The organism is Brevibacterium sp. UCMA 11754, from assembly GCF_021532275.1.
Taxonomy (GTDB): Bacteria; Actinomycetota; Actinomycetes; order Actinomycetales; family Brevibacteriaceae; genus Brevibacterium.
Genome location: NZ_JACBOT010000017.1, coordinates 1 through 20,933 on the forward strand (window position 1 = coordinate 1; position 20,933 = coordinate 20,933).

Sequence of the window (20,933 nt, forward strand, 5' to 3'; positions counted from 1 at the left end):
AAGGTGTTTCCGCTCCAAGCGGGAGTGTGCCGCTGTGAGCGGACAGTGCCGCTTTCCCAGACGACGTGCAGTGCCGTCGTGATAAAATCGAGCGACGATTTCAAATGGAAGGTCGACCGGAATGCTGCTGAACCTGTGGATGACAGTTCAGTTCATCGTGGTGCTGTTGAGCGCCGACATCGATTCGGTCATTCCCCAGTCGTCCATGCATCTGATCGTCCTCGTGCTTCTGGGCGCGGTGCTGCTGTCACCGGTGGCGCCCTGGGCGGCAAACGCTCTCGTCAGGGCTCTGTCCCTGGCTCCCCACGGCCCCTGGATGCGACGTGAGCGAACCGAAGTTCGCGAATTCCGCATACCTGAGGAACCCGGGACTCCGGGCACCGCGCAAGCGAGAGCCCCCTCCTTCGTCGTTCGCTCCTTCGCCTGAACGACGACTCCATCTCCGTGCTCTGAGGCACGGTCTCTGACGTCACTCCTGCCTGCTCCTTGAGAGTCTGCCCGTGGTGTCGCCATGCGTCGTTCCGTCGATGAAACCCCATGACGACATCACACCACTGCTGCCTGCATGCTGAACTGCATCGGCGGCGCCCAGGAGGGCCATCACCATGAACATCTACGAATTTCCACCCATTGAACTGCTCGTCAACGCCGCCTATTGGGTCGTCACCTGGCTCTCGACCCTGCTCGAACCACTGGCGGGCAGCGCAAGCGCCGCGCTGGCCATCGTGGTGCTGACGCTCGTCGTCCGCGCCGTCCTCATCCCCGTGGGCCTGTCACAGGTCAGAGCCGGAATCACTCGACGTCGGCTGGCACCGAAGATCTCCGAGCTGCAGACCCGACACAAGAAGAATCCCGAGCTCATGCAGCAGAAGATCATGGAGCTCTACAAGGAGGAGAAGGCCTCCCCGATGGCCGGCTGCCTGCCCGTGCTCGCTCAAATGCCGGTGCTCATGGCCGTCTACGGAATCTTCATCCAATCCACGATCGGCGGGCATGCGAATGAGCTCCTCAATCATTCGCTGCTGGGCATCCCCCTCAATGCCGGCTTTGTCGGTCTCCTGGGTGGCGGGGATCTGACGGTGGTCAGCATTGCGGTCTTCGCCGTCATCGTCGTGATCATCACTGTCGTCGCCGCCCTGTCGCGGCATCTCCTGACCCCCGACATGCCGCAGACGCCGCCGGTCCAGGCTTCCACCACTGATCGACCCGCTATGCCGGACCTCTCCGGCGTGACCAGGATGCTGAGCTTCATGCCGTTCATGACGGCGGTCATCGCACTGTTCGTCCCACTGGCGGCCACGCTCTATCTGATGACGACGACGGCATGGACCTTGGCAGAGCGTCTCGTACTCAACCGTGCCTTCAAAGTTGACGAGCAGGACGGACCCAGCAGAAGATTCAGAGCAGCTCGGCCGCCCTGAAGAGATTGTCAGGCTGATGGCCTAGCATCTGCGACATGAGCACACATCGAGACCTCGCGCGCCACCTGGTGGATGAGCACGGTCGCACATTCGCAGCCGAGGCGGCAATCACGTTGCGGGACAAACCCGCTCCGCTGTGGCAGCTCCTCGTTCTCAGCCTGCTGCTGTCGACGCGGATCAGCTCTGATATCGCCATCGGAACCGCTCGTGAGCTCTTCTCCACCGGGTGGAGGACGCCCCAGCGCCTGCGCGAGAGTACGTGGCAGGAGCGAGTCGATGCGCTGGGCGCGGAGGCTATCGTCGGTATGACGAGAGCACTGCGACCCGCCTGGACGAGGCGGGCGCACTCCTCATCGATCGGTGGAACGGAGATCTTCGCCGACTGCGTGAAGAGGCCGAGGCGGACATCGCTCGCATCTCGAAGCTCCTGCAGGAGTTCCCCGGGATCGGTCCCACCGGCGCCGGCATCTTCCTGCGTGAGGCGCAGAAGGTCTGGCCCGAGGCCCGTCCGTATACCGACAAGCTCACGATCAGAGGGGCTCGAGCATCAGGACTGCCAGAGAGCCCCGAGGGGCTGGCCGATCTGGTCGCAGGCAACGACTTCGCGAACCTCGCCGCCGCACTCGTGAAGGTGGCACGCGACCCGGCCCTGTTGGAAGAATGAATCGTCAGCCCAATACACAGCAGACCCGGGTCGGAGGAAGAATCCTCCGACCCGGGCCTGCTCATCGATTGGGCTCGCAGACAGCCTCTGACTCAGGCTGCCACAGGAACCTCGGCAGAGCCCGCGATCACGCGCAGCGCTCCGTCTTCGACAGTGGCGCTGACGGTTCCGCCCTCTGACACCGCCTCGTTGACGAGGAGGTCCGCGATGCGGTCGTCGAGCTCACGCTGGATCACACGGCGCAGCGGACGAGCACCGAACTCGGGCTCGTATCCGGCATCGGCAAGCCATTCCACAGCGTCCTCGGACACACTCAGGCTGATGTCCTGGTGCGCCAGACGCTGCACCGACTGCTCCAGTTGGAGACGGACGATGACGCGCAGCTGCTCACGGTCGAGTCGCGAGAACATGACGGTCTCGTCGATCCGGTTGAGGAACTCGGGGCGCATCACTTCCTTGAGCTTGCCCATCACCTTCGCACTCAGGTCCTTCTCGGTGACCTTCGCATCGGTGGAGCTGAAGCCCAGCGGGGTGCTGCCGGCCATGAACTCGGAGCCCAGATTGCTCGTCATGATGATGACGGTGTTCCGGAAGTCCACGGTCCTCCCCTGTCCGTCGGTCAGACGACCGTCGTCGAGGACCTGGAGCAGCAGATTGAATGCGTCCGGGTGGGCCTTCTCGACCTCGTCGAGCAGGATCACCGAGTACGGCTTCCGTCGAACCTGTTCGGTGAGCTGACCGGCTTCGTCGTAACCGACGTAGCCGGGAGGCGAACCCACCAGGCGCGATACGGTGTGACGCTCGCCGAACTCACTCATATCGAACCGGATCATCGCCGACTCGTCGTCAAAGAGCGTCGCGGCCAGCGACTTGGCCAATTCTGTCTTGCCCACGCCCGTGGGGCCCAGGAAGAGGAAGCTGCCGATGGGACGGTTCGGGTCCCCCATGCCCATCTGTGACCGGCGAACGGCCTTGGACACTGCGGTCACCGCATCGTCCTGGCCGATGACACGACCATGCAGGACCTCTTCGAGCTTGGCCAGTTTGGCCTTCTGTCCCTGAGTCATGTTCCCTGCTGGGATTCCCGTGGCACGGGACACGACCTGTGCGATCTGGTCGGCGTCGACGACGCCGGGATTGGCGTCTGCCTCAGCCTGCACCGTGTCTTCGTCCGAGTTCTCGGCTGCATGCAGCTTCTCCCCAAGACTCATGACCTCGTCGCGGAGTTCTCCTGCGCGCTCATAGTTCTCTTCGCCGATGGCGGTGGACTTCTCGGTTTCGAGCCGCTCGATCTCCGTCCGCAGAGCCTGGGGATCGATCTTGGGCCCACGACGCAGCGACAGACGAGCTCCCGCCTGATCGATGAGGTCGATCGCCTTGTCCGGCAGGAACCGATCGTTGATGTAGCGGTCGGAGAGCTCCACGGAGGCGCGGATCGCCTCAGGTGTGTACGTCACGTTGTGGTGCTCGGCGTAACGGCCCTTGAGCCCGTCGAGGATCGCCACAGCATCCTCGATGTTCGGTTCTCCCACGCGCACCGGCTGGAACCGACGTTCGAGAGCTGTGTCCTTCTCGATCGTGCGGTATTCCTTGAGAGTGGTCGCACCGAGCAGGTGCAGATCTCCTCGGGCCAGCCTGGGCTTGAGGATGTTGCCGGCGTCCATCGAGTTGGATTCGCCGTTGCCGCCGGCACCGACGAGGGTGTGGAGCTCATCGACGAAGACGACCATCTCGCCGTCCTCGGCGATCTCGTCGAGTGCACCTGTCAGACGCTCCTCGAAGTCGCCGCGGTAGCGTGTGCCCGCGAGCATTCCCGGAAGATCGAGTGCGATGACTCGTTTGCCGGACAGCTGAGCCGGGATCTCGCCGCTGTGGATGGCCTGAGCCAGTCCTTCGGCGATCGCGGTCTTGCCGACGCCTGCCTCGCCGAGGAGCACCGGGTTGTTCTTGGTGCGGCGGGCCAGGATCTCGATCGTCTCCTGAATCTCATCAGCTCGTCCGATCACCGGGTCGAGCTCACCATCGGCGGCCAGAGCCGTGAGATCCGTGCCGAAGCGCTGGAGCATGGTCTCTTCCGACTGCCCTGCTCCGGGACCGCCTTGCGGATCGCCGGCCTCTGCAGCTTCGGCTCCGGCCTGCAGCCGCTCCTGCGTCACGCCCGCCTGGGCGAGGATGCGACCGGCAGGCATCTCATGGTTGAGCACGAAGGCGAAGAACAGGTGCTCCGGGTCGACATAGGTCGAACCGAATGCCCGAGCCACCTGGTAGGCGTCGAGCAGCGCACGCTGGCCCGAGCCGGTGAGCGTGAGCGCGCCCTCGGACTTCGTGTTCGATGATGCGGGCAGGCGCTCCTCAACGGCGTGAGCGACCTGTTCGGGGTCCGCTCCCGCCTGGCGGATGGCGGTGACGCCTGGTTCGGTCTCAGCCATAGTGCGCAGAATGTGGAGCGCATCGACCTCCGACTGACCGTGCTCTCTGGCATAGTCGGCGGCATTGTCGATGACCTCATGGCTGCGCTTACTCAGCAGCTTGTTGATGTCGACGCTGCGCCCCTGGCGTGAACCCTGCTGTCCCTGCAGGAAGCGAGCGAGGAACTCGTCGAACGAGTCGCCGCCGGAACCCGCGGGTCCGAAGAATGTGGCCAATCTGACCTCCTGTTGAAACTTGAGCGTGTACGACTCAATCAACGATGAAGGCGGGGGTCTTATTCCCGAGTGCCGTCCTCGGCTTCCCAGCTCAGCCCTTCGAGGGCCAGGCGTTGGGCTCGCAGCCCTGCAGTCCCTTGGTCTGCTGCTGCATGAGCGGAGCGGTCTCGCCCGGCCCCGGGCAGGATTCATGGCCGTGGCCCAGCGCGTGGCCGACCTCGTGGTTGATGAGGTACTGGCGGTACTGAGTGATGTCATCGAACTCATCGGTGGCAGACACCCAGCGCTTGGCGTTGAGGATGACGTCGTTGCCGTTGCGGCAGGAGAGTTTGCCCAGGGTGCGCAGCGGCAGGCACATCGAGTCCACGGTGTCGGGGCTGGCGATGGAGATCATCGCATCCTCACCCTCGTCGACCATTTCAATCGACACATCGTCCAGGTCCTGCCAGCCGCGTTCGTCCTGGAGCGTCTTGATGATGAAGGCGCCCGCCTCGTCGACGTCGATCGGCAGATTGTCCTCAACTCGCAGCGCGACCTTGAAGGTCTTGCCCTTGTCCCGGTTGGGTCGGGCCTCCTTCTTCGGTCGGTCCCACTCGCCGCTGCCCTTCATATCGATGTCGGACTCACTCACACCGGCGGCACCCGCGGAATCAACGTCGGGCTCGGCAGACTTGCTGGGTGCCGGGGACTTCGTCGGCGACGCCGACTCACTCGGCTGTGCAGAGGCCGGACTCTCACCGGACGCGACCGTCTCGCTCGAGGACGGTGCAGGCCTGGCCTCCTGCCCCGAGTCCGGCGCGCAGGCACTGAGCACGATGAGCAGGGATGCGGCAACCGCCGCCGAGGCGGCCCTCAGCCGACGCGAGGCACCCGGCGACGATCGAGATGACTGCAGTGGACCTTGTGAATTGCGAGGAGTTGGCGACACTCTGCCGAGTCTAGCGTTTGAACGTGCGTTGCCGGAGGAATCGCATGATCAGAACTCGAGCACACCGCCGGGACCGCGCAGACGTGCGTGCAGCCGATGCTCCTTGCCTTCGACGACTTGGGCATCACCGGCACCGAGCACATCGAGGACACGGCGGGTCTCCTCGGCGTCCGGGGATTCGATGGTGAACTCGAGGAGCTCCACCGACGGCAGGGACGCCGCGGCGGGGTGGGTCGATTCGCCCCAGTCGATGAGGAAGGGCTGGGTGCCCGTGCTCGGCAGCGGAGACCGAGAGGTCAGACGCCATTCGAGCAACGTGCCGTCAGCGGTCTCCCTGGACATGTCACGGACCTCGCCGAAGTCGATCCCTTCGGTATTCGCCCCGGCGACCTTCGCGAGGAAGGCATGCGGGTGGATGGCCCAGGTCTGCAGCGTCAGGCCCTGCGCCAGATGTGCATCCAGCGGCAGGGTGCCGTCTGCCGGTGGCGTCTGCTGTGCATCCGGACCCAGAATCTCGAGGTAGGTATGGGCGCCAGCATCCCAGCCGGCTGGGGCAACACCGACAAGATAGTTCGCGGTTCCTCGGCCGGGGTGACTTCCGCCGGCGACGGCACGGACCCCGGTGAGGCGCTCGAATTCAGCAACCCCAGCTTCGAGCTCAGGCACCGTGATGATGAGGTGGTCAAGATTGGCGGGAATCGTACTCAGATCGTCCATGATCCACCGGGACCTTTCAGTGTGGCGTGCAGGGTTTCTGTGACTCCTGCCTCAACCTCGATGGTAGCCCCCAAGGATCGCAGAACTCTGGATGTTGTGTCCACATCTGGGCTCGTCGCCCAGAACCGCTCGAGGCGAACAGTGGGCATCGCCTGCCGTGCGGGATGCGGAGAATCCTTCCAATCGATGAGGAAAGGCTGGATTCCGCCCAGAGCCAGCGGCTTCCGCCTCGTCAGCCTCCATTCGAGAAGCATGCCCTCAGGGGTGCGGCGGGTCATGTCGTGAACCTCGCCGAGGTCGATGTGCGGTTCGATTGATCGTGCGGCTGAGGTAACGAGTCCGTCGAAGTCGGCCGGGTGGATCGCCCACCGCTGCACAGCGGGCTCGGTGATCCCCGTCAGGCGCGAAGCCGCGAGCGCCGGATCCTGTTCGGGGTCGGGGCCGAGGATCTCAAGGTAGACATCGCGGCCGGCCCCGCCACCAACCCCCTCGAGACCAAGCAGAGCATTGGCCGTACCCAGGCCCGGATGAGCACCCCCGGGAATAGCTTCCACACCGAGCATGTTGTGATATTGCTCAACACTTTCAGCGAGATTGGGCACGGCAATGACGAGATGATCGAACTCCGAAGGCAGCAACATGACTCAATGTTAAGCGATCAAATTGACGCTCAGCATGTCGATGCGATTAACTCAAAGCATGCAGACACTCCCAGGGGCCCAAATGCTGTGGCGTCGGATCCACATCGATCTCAAGAGGCTCACCAGCTCCAATTGTTGAGCACCTGACCAGACCCCAAGCTCGGTTTCATCTGCACAAAGGACCACATTCCATGCCGGACCTCCGTCCAGCCACCTCGGCGAACCTCAGTCGAGCCTACGGGCGACGCAATTTCCTCAGCCTCGGGCTGGGGCTGGGCACGGTCATCACGCTCAGCGCCTGCACCCCCACCGATGATGCTCCGCTGCCCGAGGGCGGCGACCCGGTGCAGGGCGGAGTCCTCACCTACTTCGAGCCTCAGACCTGGACGCTTCTCTACCCGCCCTCGGTCGGGTTCTATCCCAACGGCGGCATCATGAACAACATCTCCGCGCGTCTGCTGTGGCAGGACCCGGAGACTCTCGAACTCCACCCCTGGCTGGCCACGCAGCTGCCGGAGATCAACGGCGATGCCACCCAATTCACGTTCACGATCCGCCGCGGCGTGACCTACTCCGACGGCTCTCCCCTGACAGCGGATAACGTGGCGAAGAACTTCGACCTCTTCGGACGCGGAGACGAGACCCGCACTCTCCCGGTCTCCGAGCAGATCTCGAACTATGAGAGCAGCGAAGTCCTCGACGATCAGCGGGTCCGCTTCCACTTCAGTGCCCCCTCCCCCGGATTCGCCCAGGCGACATCGACGATGAACGCCGGCCTGCTCGCCGATTCGACGCTACGACTCGACGCCGAGGGATTCGGTCCCGGCGGTGCCACGCAGATCCACACCTGCGGTCCGTTCCGCATCACCGAGGAGACGATCGGAACGAAGCTGTCCGTGCGCGTCCGCGAGGACTACGACTGGGCGCCACCGCACTTCGAACACCAAGGCCGAGCCCACCTCGACGGCATCGACTACCTGGCCAACAATGAGTATTCGGTGCGCATCGGAGCCGTGCTCTCCGGGCAGGCCGACGGTGTCCGCGACGTCCAGGCCCCCGACGAACCTCGGGTGAAGGAGCAGGGCCTGAGCCTCTATGCCAAGGCCACGAACGGCATCGACAACAGCATCAACTTCCGTTTCCGGCACGAGCTCCTGTCCGACCTCAAGGTCAGGCAGGCCATCATCGCCGCCGTTGACCGGCAGGAGATCGTCGACAAGCTCTTCACCCCCAACTACCCGTTGGCCACCGGGCTCTTGGCCAAGGGAGCCATGGGCTACAAGGACCAGTCCGGGTCCTGGGTCCATGACCCCGACGAAGCGAACCGACTGCTCGATGAGGCAGGCTGGTCCGAGCGCAACGCCGCCGGCTTCCGCGTCAAGGACGGCCAGGTCCTGGAGCTGGCCGTCAACATCGCGCTGCCGCAGCCACGGTCGAATGAGGTGCAGACGCTCATCCAGCAGCAGCTGCGCCACGTCGGCGTGCGTCTGTCCATCAACCCCGGTGACCAGTCCAAGCAGACCCTGGACGCCCTCGATCTCGATACGATCCAGATCTACCATTCGATGGTCGCCCGCGCGGACTTCGACAATCTGCGGTCGAACTACTCCTCGGTCAACCGAGATGTCTTCCTCAACGGGAAGGACCGCGACGACGCCGACGATGAGAGCATCGATCCCGAGATCGACCGCCTGCTGGACGAACTCGCCTCGGAACCCGAGACGAAGAAACGGCAGACGGCTGCGGAGAAGGTCCAGGACTACCTCGTTGAGAACGCCTATGTGCTGCCGTTCTTCGAAGAGCCCCAGGTCTTCGCCTTCCGCCGCCGCGTCAACGGCTTCGCGACCGAACCGGTGGGCCGCCCCGACTTCTACAGCACATGGTTGGCAGGTCAGAAATGATCCTCGACGTCCGATACCTCTTCCTGCGCCTGGGGCAGGCTGTTCTCGTCCTCCTCCTCGCATTCACTGCGGCCTTCATACTGCTCAGCCTCATCCCCGGCGACGGCGTCACCGCCAGGTTCGCCGACCCGGCACTGGGCCTTTCGGCCGATCAGATCGCCACGATCCGGACCGAGACCGGGGCCGATGAATCCTGGATCAGCCGCTACTTCCTGAGCCTGGGCGGCTTCCTCACCGGCAACTTCGGGTTCTCCGTTCAGACCGGGGCCGCCGTGTCGACGATCATCACCGCGGCCCTGCCTTCGACGGCGGTCCTCGCCCTGTCCGGGTTCGTCTCAGCCTTGGTCCTGGCCGTTCTCATCGCGGTGCTGGCCACCTACGGCCCCTTTGCCTGGCTGCGGAAGATCCTCGACTCCGTGCCCAGCCTGTTCATCTCGATTCCCGTGTTCTGGCTCGGCATCCTGCTGATCCAGATCTTCTCCTTCCAACTCGGGTTCGTCTCCGTGGTCTCCCCCAGCCCCGCCGAGGCGCTCGTCCTGCCCACCCTGACCGTGGCGGTTCCGCTGTCGGCTCCGATCGCGCAGGTCCTCATCCGCTCCATCACCGATGTCAGGGCCTCGGGATTCGTCAAAGTCACCTCGGCCAAGGGCGCGAGCGAACTGTGGATCCTCGTCCACTCCGTCGCCCGCAATGCAATCCTGCCCGGGCTGACGATCATCGGCCTGGTCTTCGGCGAACTCGTCGCCGGCGCCGTGGTCACCGAAACCGTGTTCGGGCGCAACGGCATCGGTCAGATCACGGCCCAGGCGGTGACCCACCGCGACAATCCGATCCTCCTGGCCGTCGTCGTCATCGCGACCCTGACGTACGTGATCATCAACCTCATCGTCGATCTCCTCTATCCCGTCATCGACGTGCGCCTGCGCTCTGGGGCAGGGACGGCCTCGGCGGGGAAGAAGCCTGCCGATGAGCCCACCCGCCGAGCGCTGACGACCACCGCTGCCAGCGTCGGAGTCGACCTCGACTGGGACGAGAAGGACACTCACTCATGAGCCTCATCGACACTTTCGCCCGCACCCCAGGCACCGGCACGCCGCACCCGGCATCGAAGCGGCGCAGCCGCACCCGCGCGAGCATCGGGCCCGCCACCATCCTCTCCGGGCTGGTTCTGCTCATCGCCGTTGCGTGGGCACTCTTCCCGGGGCTGTTCACCCACCATGATCCCAATGACGGCGGAAACACTCCGGCGCTGCTGGCCCCGAGCCTCGACCATTGGTTCGGCACCGACCAGACCGGCCGCGATGCCTTCACCCGCGTCGTCTACGGCGCATCTCAGTCCCTGCTGGCGGCGCTCGTGGCAGTGGGCGTCGGCCTTGTCGTGGGAACGGCGATCGGGCTCATCGCCGGCACCCGCCGCGGTTGGCTCGACGATGTGCTCATGCGCTTCATCGACGTGCTGCTCTCGATCCCCGCGATCCTGCTCAGCCTCTCGATCGTCATCGTCTTGGGCTTCGGCACCATCAACGCGGCAATCGCCGTCGGTGTCACGGCCATCGCCCAATTCGCACGCCTGTCGAGGTCAGAGGCGGTGCGGATCAACACAAGCGACTTCGTGGCAGCGGCCTACGGCTCGGGCGGCACCTTCTTCTCCGTCCTCTTCCGCCACATCCTGCCCAACTCGATCTCGCCCGTCCTGTCCCTGGCCGTGCTGCAGATCGGTTCCGCAATCCTCCAGATCTCGACCCTGGGCTTCCTGGGCTACGGCACTCCTCCGCCGACACCTGAATGGGGCCTCATCATCGCCGAGGGCCGCAACTTCGTGGCTACCGCCTGGTGGCTGACCGTCCTGCCCGGCTTCGTCGTCATGGCCATCGTCCTGGCCACCCATCAGATCGGCAATACCCTGCGAAAGGCGACATCATGACCGAGAGCGCACCACTGCTGTCCGTCCAGGATCTCAGTGTCGCCTACTCCCAAGCAGCAGCCCAAGCCGTCGACGGCGTCTCGTTCGCCGTTGGTGCCGGGTCGATGACCGCGGTCGTCGGCGAATCCGGGTCCGGCAAGTCGACGACCGCGAATGCGGTCATCGGTCTGCTCCCGGAGTCCGCGCAGATCATGGGTGGGCACATCCACCTCGGCGAGCTCGATCTGGGCGCGCTGGGCGCCAGCGCCTGGCGGGGAGTCCGCGGCAGTCAGATAGGCTATGTTCCCCAGGACCCCGGCAGTTCCCTCAACCCCCTGCAGACCATCGGAAAGTCCGTCGCCGAGGCGCTGCGAATCCACAAGCGTGCCGACCGTAGATCCGCCCGCGCCCAGGTCATCGACCTGCTGGCCAAGGTCGGCATCGATCGTCCGCAGATGCGTGCCGACCAGTTCCCGCATGAGCTCTCCGGAGGCATGCGTCAGCGGGTCCTCATCGCATCGGCTATCGCACTGCGTCCGCGTCTACTCATCGCCGATGAGCCGACCTCGGCGCTTGACGTGACCGTGCAGAAGCAGGTCCTCGATCTCCTCGATGGGCTGCGAGCCGAGACCGGGATGGGCGTCCTCTTCATCACTCACGACCTGGCTGTCGCCGGTGAACGCGCCGATGATGTCGTGGTCATGCAGTCTGGGAAGGTCGTCGAGGCCGGTCCGGCAGCTCGGATCTTCTCCCGCCCTGCGACCGACTACACAGCCCGACTTCTCGCCGATGCTCCGGCACTGAAGACGAAGGCTCGCCACACCGCGGCCGTCGAGGACTCGCAGACAGACTCCTCGTCGGCAGCCTTCGTCGCCGTCGAGGGACTGACTCAGGTCTATGCCCGCAACGAGGATCAGGTCATCGGCGTCGACGACGTCTCGCTGAGCGTTCAACGCGGAACCACACACGGGATCGTGGGCGAATCCGGGTCCGGCAAGACCACGACAGGCAAGGCCCTGGCAGGGTTCCTGACCCCGCAGTCCGGTCGCATTCGCATCGGCGATTTCGACACCGCTGATTCCGTGACGGGCAATGCCGCACGCGTCCGCCATCGGGACTTCCGGCGCAGAGTCCAACTGGTGCACCAGAACCCGTATTCGGCGTTGGATCCGAAGCACTCGATCCGGCAGATCCTGACCGAGCCCCTGCGCAATTTCCGCATCGGGACCAGAACTTCGCGTCCCGGACTCGTCTCCGAGGCCCTTGACCGGGTGTCGCTGCCGACAGAATTCCTCGACCGGCGGCCGCAGGAGCTCTCCGGCGGTCAGCTGCAGCGAGTGGCGATCGCCCGAGCACTCATCGCCGGTCCGGAGCTCGTCGTCTTCGATGAAGCAGTCTCCGCCCTCGACGTCACCGTGCAGGCCCAGATTCTGGACCTCCTCGATGAGCTCCAAGCTGAGCTTGGTCTGACATATGTCTTCATCTCCCACGATCTTGCGGTCGTGCGTCAGATCGCTGATACGGTGTCGGTGATGTCGCAGGGACGCCTGATGGAGAACGGACTGACGGAGGACCTCTTCGCCCGCCCGCAGACCCACTACACGCGCACCCTCCTCGACGCGATCCCCCACCCCGTGATGCTCCACGGCGGCGAGGACGCGAAGAATCCGACACCGCTCGCAGCCGCAGAAAGATGAGACCACCACGATGACGAACAGCTCCCCCGGACCCCGGCTCGGATTCTTCACACGTCTGCTCGAGGACGCTCCGGCCGATCAGCGCTACCGGTTCGCGCTCGAACAGATCCAGGCGGCCGAGACACACGGATTCGATTCGGCCTGGGTCGCCCAGCACCACTTCTCCGCGGCCGAAGGTGGACTGCCCTCCCCGCTCGTGTTCCTCGCCCATGCTGCGGCGCAGACGTCTCGGATTCGACTGGGCACGGCGATCATCACCCTGCCGATGGAGAACGGTGTGCGTGTGGCCGAAGACGTCGCAGTCACCGATGTGCTCTCCGGCGGGCGCCTTGAGATCGGACTCGGTTCGGGCGGAAACCCCAAGTCGTTCCCGGCCTTCGGCACCAGTTTCGATGTCCGCCGCGAAGTCTTCGCCGACAACCTCGCCGCGCTGAAGACGCTGCTGGCAGGGAAATCATTGGACACCGGACACGCCCTCTATCCGCAGGCCTCCGGCCGGTCTGACGGTCGCGGACTCTCCGAACGCCTCTGGCAGGCCACCTTCTCCTCCGGCGGTGCCGGAGCGGCCGGTGCCGCGGGTGATGGCCTCATGCTCTCTCGAACGCAGCCCCGTGCACAGGACAATCCGGGGGCGCCCCTCGACGAAGTGCAGCTGCCGGTCATCGACACCTATCTGTCGAACCTGCCGGCGGGGGTCGAGCCCCGCATCCTCGCCTCCCGCACGGCCGTCGTCGCCGAGGCCAAGGATCTGCCGGCGCTGCGTGCGCTGACGGAACCGGCACTGCGGTCCGAGGCAGACCGCCTCGTCGGCTACGACACCTCCGGCCTGAGCCTTGATGAGCTGCTCGTCGCCACGGATACGTTCCTGGGCACCCCCGAGCAGGTCGTCGAACGCCTCTCGACAGACCGTGTCCTCTCACAGGCCACCGACGTCAGCTTCCAAGTGCACTCGGTGCCCACGACGAATGAGACCACCCTGCGATCCATCGAGCTGCTGGCCACCGAGGTGGCACCGGCTCTGGGACTGACATTGACGACAGAACAGGCGGCCTGACATGACCGACATCATCAACACCCTGGCGGGAATCGCCGCGCAGGACCCGCTCGATGCTCTCCGCGATCACCGTGCACAGGCCAAGGAGAATGCGCAGCTCAGCTTCGAAGCTCTCTTGGAACCTGCCGAGGCCGAGGGGTTCTCCCAGCGAGATCGCTACGCCGTCGCCGCCTTCACCGCCGGGCTGCTGGGATCTCCCGCCGCCGAGGAGTTCTACCGCGACCTCCTTCGCGACGAGGACGAGGTCGCGTCCTGGGCAATCGCCGAACTCCTCGACGAGGCTCTGCCCGAACTCGACTCCCGGTCATCCGGGCACGGTCCCTATGGAATCTTCGAATCCGCTGCACTCGCTGACGAGAACGTTGTCGGACCATGGTTGTCAGTGGAGAAGAAGTCCATCGAAGTCCTCGGTCCGCAGCTGGCCGCCGGGCTCGAATTCGCTCATCTTCTGGTCCTGCATCCGCGAGATTCTCGACCCGAACATATGGCGCTGCTGCTCGATGCCGGATGGGACGAGGATTCGATCGTCACGCTCGCGCAACTTGTCTCGTTCCTCAACTTCCAGATCCGCATCAGTACCGGGCTGACGGCACTGGTCCACGCACCGACCGCGGCCTTGGCCCCCGTCGCAGACGAGCCACCGGAAGCGGTCGACGATGACAGCGAGGCCACCTCGGCGAGGGAATCCGCTGCCTCTTCGAAAGGCAGCGAAGCTCTGGCCCGGGTGGGCGATCGTGTCAGCTCCTACCCCGATCTCAAACGGCCCTCACTGTTCCAGCAGTCCGGATTGGGGTGGGTGCCCTGGATCGCACCCGTCGCCGAGGCGGAGCTGAGCGATGTCCAGCGTGAGGCTCTGATCGAGGCGGGGCGGGCGAAGAACCCCTACTTCCGTCTGTTGGCCAGAGATCCTGCGGCGCTGAGGGCCCGGACGCTGACCGATCTCGACATCTTCTTCAACACCACCGACGGACTCGGCCGGGCCGAACGCGAGCTTGCCGCGACCGTGGCCTCACGTCTCAACGGGTGCCTGTTCTGCGCCTCGATCCACTCGGACCGGGCCACTGAGGAATCCGGGCGCCGCGACCTGGTGCAGTCGCTGCTCGACTCTGGCATTCACACACCGTCGAACCTCGGCGACGCGGTCTGGGATGCTGTCGTCGACGCCTCCGCGGCGCTCACGCTCACGCCCCAGGCGTTCGGCCCGGCGCATGTGACTGCACTGCGCGAGGCCGGTCTCGAAGACGCGGACATCGTCGACGTCCTCAACTGCGCGGCCTTCTTCAACTGGGCCAATCGGCTCATGCTCTCCCTGGGAGAGCCGGAGGTGCTGGCACCCGGGAAGTGACCCGGCTCAGCGGCCGCGCCCGGCCTTCACCACGACGTCGTCGATGGTGATCGTGCGGCCTTCAGGTCCGACCATCGTCCGCTGTGACTCCTCGGCGGTGACGACGGTCCAGACGGCTGGATCGAGACGATCCGTGATGGAGTCGGCGGTGGCTGAGGCTTCTGCAGGTGGATGAGATTCGCCATGGCCGCGGTGGAGGTGGCCGACGATGAGCAGGGTTCCGCCGGGTGCCACCCAGGAGGCGATGCGGTCATAGAAGTCCAGCTGCCCCATCGCAGGGTGCGCATAGTGGGTGGTGACCAGATCGTACTGCGTCTCCGGTTCCCAGACGGACAGGTCAGCCTGGGCCCATGCGATTCGTCCGGCCATCCCGGCAGTGGCCGCACGGTCCTCGGCATAGTTCAGCGCAGTGTCGGCGATGTCGGCGCCGGTGACATCCCACCCCTTGTCCGCCAGCCAGATGGCTTCTGCTCCGGCACCGCAGCCGGAATCGAGGGCGCTCCCGGGTTCGAGCTCACCGATCTGGTGGACCAGGTGGGGGTTCGGGTCGCCTGAGCTCATCATGGGGGCTCGTTCGCCATCCCAGGTCTTATCCCAGTAGCTCCTATCGAATGAGTGAGTCATCAGCTTGCCCTCCCGTCCTGTTCGTCGTTCAGCTCTGCCACTGCACGATCGAGGTCCTTGAAGATGAGATCGGTGTTGATGTGCTGGGCGGCGAGCGCTCCGGCTGCCGCCGCACCGCTGACCTGTGCTCCGATGTCTGTGGCGTTGCCGGCGACCCAGACACCCGGGACGGAGGTCAGTCCGAAGGATTCGGTTTCGATGAAAGCTCCTGCTGGATGTGCCGTGGGTTCGAGACCGATACTCGCGAACATTTCGGTACGCGCGACCATCGGTGTGGCCACGACCGCCGCGTCCACAGCAACGACCTGCCCATCGTCCAGGCGAACACCGGTCAGTGTGTCGTCTATGATCTCGAGGCTCTCGATGCCGCCTTCGATCACTGGGATGTCGAGTGCCTGCAGCTTGATCTGCTCCTCCTCGCTCAGCTCGTGGTCTCCGGCGAAGAGCATCACCTGGTCACTCCACTGGCGGAACAGGAATGCCTTGTGGACGGCCATCGGGGTGGTGACGAGGACTGCGATGCGGCCATCCCGAACCTCCCACCCATGGCAGTACGGGCAATGGAGCACGCCATGGCCCCATTGCTCGCGGACACCCGGGATCTCGGGCAGCTCGTCGACCAAGCCGGTCGCAATGAGCAGGCGCCTGCCTTCGACGGCGTTCCCATCGCGCAAAGTGAGCGTGAAACCGTCTTCAGCGCCGCTGACGGCGACGACTTCATCGTCGATGAGCTCTCCGCCGTAGCCGAGCACCTCTTCGCGTCCTCGCCTCAGCAGCTCCTGGGGACTGATGCCTTCGTGGCCCAGCAGCCCGTGCACTCCGTCCGCGGGTGCGTTGCGCGGTTGGCCCGCGTCGAACACGGTCACACTCCGGCGTGCGCGGGCCAGGGTCAGACCCGCACTGAGGCCGGCTGCTCCCGCTCCCACGATCACGACGTCTCGGATTGCGCTCTTCTTCTCTGCCACGCTCATGCCTCTCGTCCTCCCACGAAATCAGGAACTGCCTCTGCGACGTTCCAATACTTCGATGGTGACAAGCACGACGCATCATTGCAAATGAGTTTTCCGAATGGCAAAATTGTGAGCATGGATGAACTCATGGACCGCACCCTCGATGCTGTCGGACCACGCTTGAAGCAGCTGCGACAGCGCCGCGACATCACTCTCACCGATCTCTCCGAAGAGACCGGCATCTCGATCAGCACACTGTCACGGCTCGAGGCTGGTCACCGCCGCCCCAGCCTCGAACAGCTTCTGCCCTTGGCACGCGCATTCGGTGCCACTCTCGACGAGCTCGTCGATGCTCCACCGACTGGAGATCCGCGCATCAATCTGCGTCCGATCCCCAGTGGTGATGGTCGGACCATACTGCCTCTGACTCGTCGGGCTGGGGGCATCCAGGCCTACAAGTTCATCCTTCCCGCCGGGGACGACGAGACAGTGCCCGAGCTGCGCACCCATGACGGCTATGACTGGGCGTTCGTCCTCAACGGCAGACTCCGACTCGTCCTGGGCGAACACGACCTCATCCTCGAACCGGGCGAGGCCGCGGAGTTCGACACTCGCACTCCGCACTGGTTCGGCGCCACCAGCTCAGGACCGGTCGAATTCCTCAGCCTTGTCGGCAAGCAGGGAGAACGAGCCCACATCCGAGCGGCGCCGAAGCGCCGCCTCGGCGCAGAATAGATGCAAGCGCCAGGCGAACTGACTGGTGTCAGCCGATGTCCATGAGCGTCGACCGGATGATGAAGCGATTGCCCGTCGGTGACTCGACGCTGAAGCCGCCTCCCCGTCCGGGCACCACATCCACCGTCAGATGCGTGTGCTTCCAGTATTCGAACTGCTCGACCGACATCCAGAAGTCGAGGCCGGACTTCTCACTGTCGTCGATGGGCAGTTCGAAGTGTCCGAGCAGGACGTCGGCATCGGAGGTGAGGAAGTCGCCTTCTGGGAAGCACATCGGCGAGGACCCGTCGCAGCAGCCACCCGACTGGTGGAACATCAGTTGACCGTGTTTGGAGACCAGTTCGCCGAGGAGGTCGACGGCGGCCTGTGTCATGGCCACCCGGGACTTCTCCTCCCCGTCGATGGTGGGGGTAGATTCCAGTGCTGCTGTCTGTGTCGATTCACTCATCAGAAAAATCCTTGTGCGTTCTCCGAGTAGCTGACCAGCAGGTTCTTCGTCTGCTGGTAGTGGTCGAGCATCATCAGGTGGTTCTCTCGGCCGATTCCCGATGATTTGTATCCGCCGAACGCGGCATGTGCCGGGTAGGCGTGATAGTTGTTCACCCAGACACGGCCGGCCTGGATGTCACGGCCGGCACGGTAGGCGATGTTGCCGGTGCGGGCCCAGACGCCGGCCCCCAGACCGTAGAGCGTGTCGTTGGCGGTGGTGATGGCGTCGTCGTAGTCCTTGAACGAGGTCAGTGCTACGACTGGACCGAAGATCTCCTCCTGGAAGATCCGCATATTGTTCGAGCCCTTGAAGATTGTGGGCTGGACGTAGAAGCCGCCTGATAGATCTCCTTCGAGTTCGGCCTTGTCACCGCCGATGAGCACCTCGGCGCCTTCGTCCTTGCCGATCTGCAGGTAGGACATGATCTTCTCGTACTGATCATTCGAGGCCTGCGCGCCGACCTGGGTGTCGGTGTCGAGCGGATTGCCCTGCTTGATCGAACGCACACGCTCGACACCAGCAGCGACGAAGTCATCGAAGATCGACTCCTGGACGAGGGCGCGAGACGGGCAGGTACAGACCTCACCCTGATTGAGTGCGAACATCGCGAAGCCTTCGAGCGCCTTGTCGCGGTAGCTGTCGTCGGCGGCGAGGACGTCTTCGAAGAAGATGTTCGGAGACTTGCCGCCGAGTTCCAGGGTGACCGGGATGATGTTCTGCGAGGCGTATTGCATGATCAGACGACCCGTCGTCGTCTCACCGGTGAACGCGATCTTCTTGATCCGCTTGTTCGAGGCCAGGGGTTTGCCTGCCTCGACGCCGAAGCCGTTGACGATGTTGAGGACACCGGGTGGCAGCAGATCGCCGACGAGTTCAGCCAGGATGAGGATCGAGGCCGGAGTCTGCTCGGCGGGTTTGAGGACGACGCAGTTGCCTGCGGCGAGCGCCGGTGCCAGCTTCCATGTGGCCATGAGGATGGGGAAGTTCCACGGGATGATCTGTCCGACGACGCCGAGCGGCTCGTGGAAGTGATAGGCCACGGTGTCATCGTCGATCTGCGACAGGCCGCCTTCTTGGGCCCGGATCGCTGCGGCGAAATAGCGGAAGTGGTCGATGGCCAATGGGATGTCGGCGGCCAGTGGTTCGCGGATGCCCTTGCCGTTGTCCCAGGTCTCTGCGACCGCGAGCATCTCAAGATTGGCCTCCATTCGATCAGCGATCTTGAGGAGGATGTTCGAGCGCTCGGTCACCGAGGTCTTGCCCCAGGCCGGTGCTGCCGCCCAGGCCGCATCGAGGGCAGTTTCGATGTCGTCGGCGGTGGAGCTGGGGATCTCTGTGAATGCATGTCCGGTGACGGGAGTGATGTTGTCGAAGTAGTCGCCGTTCTTCGGCGGCACCCACTCGCCTCCGATGTAGTTCTCGTAGCGCGATTTGAACGTGACGAGTGAACCTTCGGTACCGGGTGCTGAGTAGACTGCCATGACACTCCTTCGTGTGAGTCCATCCGCTCGCATCGCACGCATTGTTTCGCGTGCAGTGCATGGTCGTGGTCGACTGCGCGGAGCGGACGTGTCCGTATCCTCTCACCATAGGGCGGAGAGAGTGTACGAACAATAGCCTGCACGATTTCAAGGTGAAGTTGAGAGAATGACTCGATGGATGTCCGACCGTTCTATCCTGCTGATCGCGAATCATCCGAAACGGATATCTATCGGCCTCAGCGTAAGGTCATGACTCCGCGCGTGGAAAGTGCCCGTAGAATCTCTGCCGAGATCGACAGACTCGATGATTCACGGATCTGTGCGCTCGTCAACGCCGCTGACCTCATGCACCTGTTCCACTGGACGCTGTTCGAACTCGGATTCACCTCCAGGTCCAGGCGTTTGGAGCTGCTGCGTGCCGCAGCAGCTGATCCGGCAGCCTCTGTGCTGAAGCCGGTTCGCGCAGCTCTCGGTGACAAAGGTGCCGATCTGATCGCCGAGCATGCGAGTGTCGCTGTCCGTATGACGGAGATGTTCGCCGTTCTCATGCAGGATGCGTTCGGCACCAGGTACGACAGACGATAGCGCTGGTTCTAGTCGGTTCTGAGTATATTTCGCCGGAGGAGCTCGAGGCTGAAGTCCCAACCGTCGGCGAAGAAGTCGCGCGCTTCGCCTCGGCGTTCGGTTGGAATGTCGTCAAAGCAATGCACGATGGTCACCCTCGTATCCTCGCCATGAGGTTGCAGAGTGATCTCGACACTGCCGGATCGGCCGAAGCGCCCATTCGCCCAACGAAGGATCGCAAGGCAGCGCCGCTCGTCGAAGACGGTGATCTCGCCAGTGAGCACATACTCGTATGAGTGGTCGCTGTAGTGCTCCTCGTAGGAGCTGCCGACTCGTGGTTCGAAGTTGATCTGCACTGTCGGCGGCGGACACCACCATCTGCTCAAGCGAATCGGGTCTGCCACGTGCGGCCAGACCTGGGCAGCCGACGCTTTGATCACCAGCGATCTGTCGAAGCCCCAATCCGGATTCTTGTCAGCCATGGGCACATTCTTCAGTGTCTGGCATCAAGTCACAATGATGATTCAGATCAGCCGGTCGGCGGGTTCTCATTGGAGCGTCCTACCCGAGATGATCGAACCGTTCGACGGCAAGGCGCCCCTGAACGCAATGCGCGTAGCCACTGCGTGCTCAATGTCGACACTGTCGATCGCCTGGACATGTAGGTGCGGTTCCGTGCTGTTGCCGGAGTTTCCACAGCGGCCGATCTCTTCGCCGATCTCAACGTGCTGTCCCGCCCGAACCCGTGTGCTGCGATGCTGGAGATGGCAGAGCGAGACTATACCGCCGACGCATCTGATCATGACGTGATTGCCGGCGAGCGCAGGCCAGCCCGCACCGACACGGCGAGCCTGTGTCAGCGCGTATCCGATCGAAGGGACACCGCGATACGAAAGATGATCACGCTCAGTGTCATGAGACGCCACGACAGTTCCTGCGACCGGAGAGAGCACCGGACGACCGAAGCCGACAAAGTTCTCCGGAGGTTCCGGACGGACGAGGGAGCCGACGGTGAAGGGCGCCGATCTCCCAGAGCCATCGACCGGCACGAAGTCGATTGCGTATGAGGTCGCGAAGAGTGTCGTGCCGTGGCTCGGCACCCGATCGGCGGGACTGTTCTGGACCAGCCATCGGCCGGTGAAAGGGTAGTCCATATCGAGCAAGTCGGCCATA

General features: G+C 64.1%; 22 protein-coding genes. 12 read left to right on the forward strand and 10 right to left on the reverse strand.

The features are described 5' to 3' along the window. The first annotated feature begins 121 nt into the window (after positions 1–121). The 3 genes from HX613_RS08220 (at position 122) to HX613_RS08230 (ending at position 2,085) form a co-directional block, all read left to right on the forward strand. The gene (locus HX613_RS08220; RefSeq protein WP_235344884.1) at positions 122–427 is read left to right on the forward strand and encodes a hypothetical protein; all 306 of its coding nucleotides are present in this window, start codon (positions 122–124) and stop codon (positions 425–427) included. A 178-nt stretch (positions 428–605) separates the two neighbouring features. Beyond that, entirely contained in the window at positions 606–1,421 is an 816-nt protein-coding gene (locus HX613_RS08225) for a YidC/Oxa1 family membrane protein insertase (RefSeq protein WP_235344885.1), read from the forward strand. A 226-nt stretch (positions 1,422–1,647) separates the two neighbouring features. After that, complete coding sequence (locus HX613_RS08230; RefSeq protein ID WP_235344886.1) at positions 1,648–2,085, forward strand: hypothetical protein; 438 nt, start codon at positions 1,648–1,650, stop codon at positions 2,083–2,085. Positions 2,086–2,177: 92 nt separating this feature from the next. Here HX613_RS08230 and HX613_RS08235 read toward each other — a convergent pair whose 3' ends face one another. The 4 genes from HX613_RS08235 to HX613_RS08250 all read right to left on the reverse strand — a co-directional run bounded on the left by HX613_RS08235 (position 2,178) and on the right by HX613_RS08250 (position 7,016). Next, positions 2,178–4,730, reverse strand: coding sequence for an ATP-dependent Clp protease ATP-binding subunit (locus HX613_RS08235; protein WP_235344887.1), 2,553 nt, complete (start codon positions 4,728–4,730; stop codon positions 2,178–2,180). Between the two features lie 91 nt (positions 4,731–4,821). Beyond that, entirely contained in the window at positions 4,822–5,658 is an 837-nt protein-coding gene (locus HX613_RS08240; RefSeq protein ID WP_235344888.1) for a DUF3152 domain-containing protein, read from the reverse strand. Between the two features lie 48 nt (positions 5,659–5,706). After that, positions 5,707–6,375, reverse strand: a complete 669-nt coding sequence (locus HX613_RS08245) for a VOC family protein (protein WP_235344889.1) — start codon at positions 6,373–6,375, stop codon at positions 5,707–5,709. Beyond that, positions 6,363–7,016, reverse strand: coding sequence for a VOC family protein (locus tag HX613_RS08250; protein ID WP_235344890.1), 654 nt, complete (start codon positions 7,014–7,016; stop codon positions 6,363–6,365). The genes HX613_RS08245 and HX613_RS08250 overlap by 13 nt, the downstream gene beginning before the upstream one ends. 82 nt (positions 7,017–7,098) lie before the next feature. On the opposite strand from HX613_RS08250, the gene HX613_RS23020 reads away from it, so the two are divergent. From HX613_RS23020 to HX613_RS08280, 7 genes are read left to right on the forward strand one after another with little or no spacing between them, the layout of a single operon-like run. Then, entirely contained in the window at positions 7,099–7,155 is a 57-nt protein-coding gene (locus tag HX613_RS23020) for a putative leader peptide (protein ID WP_353843990.1), read from the forward strand. A gap of 52 nt (positions 7,156–7,207) precedes the next feature. Continuing rightward, the gene (locus tag HX613_RS08255; protein ID WP_235344891.1) at positions 7,208–8,917 is read left to right on the forward strand and encodes a TIGR04028 family ABC transporter substrate-binding protein; all 1,710 of its coding nucleotides are present in this window, start codon (positions 7,208–7,210) and stop codon (positions 8,915–8,917) included. After that, positions 8,914–9,969 carry an ABC transporter permease gene (locus HX613_RS08260; RefSeq protein WP_235344892.1) on the forward strand — a complete coding sequence of 352 codons (1,056 nt, stop codon included), beginning with the start codon at positions 8,914–8,916 and terminating at the stop codon, positions 9,967–9,969. The genes HX613_RS08255 and HX613_RS08260 overlap by 4 nt, the downstream gene beginning before the upstream one ends. Continuing rightward, positions 9,966–10,841 carry an ABC transporter permease gene (locus HX613_RS08265; protein WP_235344893.1) on the forward strand — a complete coding sequence of 292 codons (876 nt, stop codon included), beginning with the start codon at positions 9,966–9,968 and terminating at the stop codon, positions 10,839–10,841. Before HX613_RS08260 ends, HX613_RS08265 begins: the two co-directional genes overlap by 4 nt. Continuing rightward, positions 10,838–12,517 carry a dipeptide ABC transporter ATP-binding protein gene (locus tag HX613_RS08270; RefSeq protein WP_235344894.1) on the forward strand — a complete coding sequence of 560 codons (1,680 nt, stop codon included), beginning with the start codon at positions 10,838–10,840 and terminating at the stop codon, positions 12,515–12,517. Before HX613_RS08265 ends, HX613_RS08270 begins: the two co-directional genes overlap by 4 nt. 10 nt (positions 12,518–12,527) lie before the next feature. Beyond that, positions 12,528–13,571 (forward strand): putative FMN-dependent luciferase-like monooxygenase, encoded by a 1,044-nt coding sequence (locus HX613_RS08275; RefSeq protein ID WP_235344895.1) that lies wholly within the window; start codon positions 12,528–12,530, stop codon positions 13,569–13,571. A gap of 1 nt (position 13,572) precedes the next feature. Further along, entirely contained in the window at positions 13,573–14,916 is a 1,344-nt protein-coding gene (locus HX613_RS08280; protein ID WP_235344896.1) for an alkylhydroperoxidase domain protein, read from the forward strand. Between the two features lie 6 nt (positions 14,917–14,922). Here HX613_RS08280 and HX613_RS08285 read toward each other — a convergent pair whose 3' ends face one another. Together HX613_RS08285 and HX613_RS08290 are read right to left on the reverse strand one after the other, a co-directional pair. After that, positions 14,923–15,540: a class I SAM-dependent methyltransferase gene (locus HX613_RS08285; RefSeq protein ID WP_235344897.1), complete on the reverse strand. Its 618-nt coding sequence runs from the start codon at positions 15,538–15,540 to the stop codon at positions 14,923–14,925. Further along, a complete protein-coding gene (locus HX613_RS08290) occupies positions 15,540–16,511 on the reverse strand; it encodes an NAD(P)/FAD-dependent oxidoreductase (protein WP_235344898.1) in 972 nt (323 codons plus the stop codon). The genes HX613_RS08285 and HX613_RS08290 overlap by 1 nt, the downstream gene beginning before the upstream one ends. Before the next feature lie 114 nt (positions 16,512–16,625). Between HX613_RS08290 and HX613_RS08295 the strand changes: the two genes are divergently transcribed. Then, positions 16,626–17,225, forward strand: a complete 600-nt coding sequence (locus HX613_RS08295) for a helix-turn-helix domain-containing protein (RefSeq protein ID WP_235344899.1) — start codon at positions 16,626–16,628, stop codon at positions 17,223–17,225. Positions 17,226–17,253: 28 nt separating this feature from the next. On the opposite strand, the gene HX613_RS08300 is transcribed toward HX613_RS08295, so the two are convergent. Continuing rightward, positions 17,254–17,673, reverse strand: a complete 420-nt coding sequence (locus tag HX613_RS08300) for a DUF779 domain-containing protein (protein WP_235344900.1) — start codon at positions 17,671–17,673, stop codon at positions 17,254–17,256. Further along, a complete protein-coding gene (exaC, locus tag HX613_RS08305; protein WP_235344901.1) occupies positions 17,673–19,196 on the reverse strand; it encodes an acetaldehyde dehydrogenase ExaC in 1,524 nt (507 codons plus the stop codon). Before exaC ends, HX613_RS08300 begins: the two co-directional genes overlap by 1 nt. A gap of 249 nt (positions 19,197–19,445) precedes the next feature. Here exaC and HX613_RS08310 point away from each other — a divergent pair, with 249 nt between their 5' ends. Further along, positions 19,446–19,781, forward strand: a complete 336-nt coding sequence (locus tag HX613_RS08310) for a hypothetical protein (RefSeq protein WP_235344902.1) — start codon at positions 19,446–19,448, stop codon at positions 19,779–19,781. An 8-nt stretch (positions 19,782–19,789) separates the two neighbouring features. On the opposite strand, the gene HX613_RS08315 is transcribed toward HX613_RS08310, so the two are convergent. Beyond that, positions 19,790–20,242: an SRPBCC family protein gene (locus HX613_RS08315; protein WP_235344903.1), complete on the reverse strand. Its 453-nt coding sequence runs from the start codon at positions 20,240–20,242 to the stop codon at positions 19,790–19,792. Between the two features lie 66 nt (positions 20,243–20,308). Continuing rightward, positions 20,309–20,932 carry a M23 family metallopeptidase gene (locus tag HX613_RS08320; RefSeq protein WP_235344904.1) on the reverse strand — a complete coding sequence of 208 codons (624 nt, stop codon included), beginning with the start codon at positions 20,930–20,932 and terminating at the stop codon, positions 20,309–20,311. Position 20,933: the final 1 nt, after the last annotated feature.

Excerpts from the sequence above, each read along its gene's own strand:
- HX613_RS08250 (WP_235344890.1), bottom strand. The coding sequence starts at position 7,016 with ATGTTGCTGCCTTCGGAGTTCGATCATCTCGTCATTGCCGTGCCCAAT.
- HX613_RS08315 (WP_235344903.1), bottom strand. The coding sequence starts at position 20,242 with ATGGCTGACAAGAATCCGGATTGGGGCTTCGACAGATCGCTGGTGATC.
- exaC (WP_235344901.1), bottom strand. The coding sequence starts at position 19,196 with ATGGCAGTCTACTCAGCACCCGGTACCGAAGGTTCACTCGTCACGTTC.
- HX613_RS08270 (WP_235344894.1), top strand. The coding sequence starts at position 10,838 with ATGACCGAGAGCGCACCACTGCTGTCCGTCCAGGATCTCAGTGTCGCC.
- HX613_RS08260 (WP_235344892.1), top strand. The coding sequence starts at position 8,914 with ATGATCCTCGACGTCCGATACCTCTTCCTGCGCCTGGGGCAGGCTGTT.
- HX613_RS08220 (WP_235344884.1), top strand. The coding sequence starts at position 122 with ATGCTGCTGAACCTGTGGATGACAGTTCAGTTCATCGTGGTGCTGTTG.
- HX613_RS08310 (WP_235344902.1), top strand. The coding sequence starts at position 19,446 with ATGACTCCGCGCGTGGAAAGTGCCCGTAGAATCTCTGCCGAGATCGAC.
- HX613_RS08275 (WP_235344895.1), top strand. The coding sequence starts at position 12,528 with ATGACGAACAGCTCCCCCGGACCCCGGCTCGGATTCTTCACACGTCTG.
- HX613_RS08320 (WP_235344904.1), bottom strand. The coding sequence starts at position 20,932 with ATGGCCGACTTGCTCGATATGGACTACCCTTTCACCGGCCGATGGCTG.
- HX613_RS08245 (WP_235344889.1), bottom strand. The coding sequence starts at position 6,375 with ATGGACGATCTGAGTACGATTCCCGCCAATCTTGACCACCTCATCATC.
- HX613_RS08255 (WP_235344891.1), top strand. The coding sequence starts at position 7,208 with ATGCCGGACCTCCGTCCAGCCACCTCGGCGAACCTCAGTCGAGCCTAC.
- HX613_RS08290 (WP_235344898.1), bottom strand. The coding sequence starts at position 16,511 with ATGAGCGTGGCAGAGAAGAAGAGCGCAATCCGAGACGTCGTGATCGTG.
- HX613_RS08280 (WP_235344896.1), top strand. The coding sequence starts at position 13,573 with ATGACCGACATCATCAACACCCTGGCGGGAATCGCCGCGCAGGACCCG.
- HX613_RS08295 (WP_235344899.1), top strand. The coding sequence starts at position 16,626 with ATGGATGAACTCATGGACCGCACCCTCGATGCTGTCGGACCACGCTTG.
- HX613_RS08285 (WP_235344897.1), bottom strand. The coding sequence starts at position 15,540 with ATGACTCACTCATTCGATAGGAGCTACTGGGATAAGACCTGGGATGGC.
- HX613_RS08300 (WP_235344900.1), bottom strand. The coding sequence starts at position 17,673 with ATGAGTGAATCGACACAGACAGCAGCACTGGAATCTACCCCCACCATC.
- HX613_RS08265 (WP_235344893.1), top strand. The coding sequence starts at position 9,966 with ATGAGCCTCATCGACACTTTCGCCCGCACCCCAGGCACCGGCACGCCG.
- HX613_RS08225 (WP_235344885.1), top strand. The coding sequence starts at position 606 with ATGAACATCTACGAATTTCCACCCATTGAACTGCTCGTCAACGCCGCC.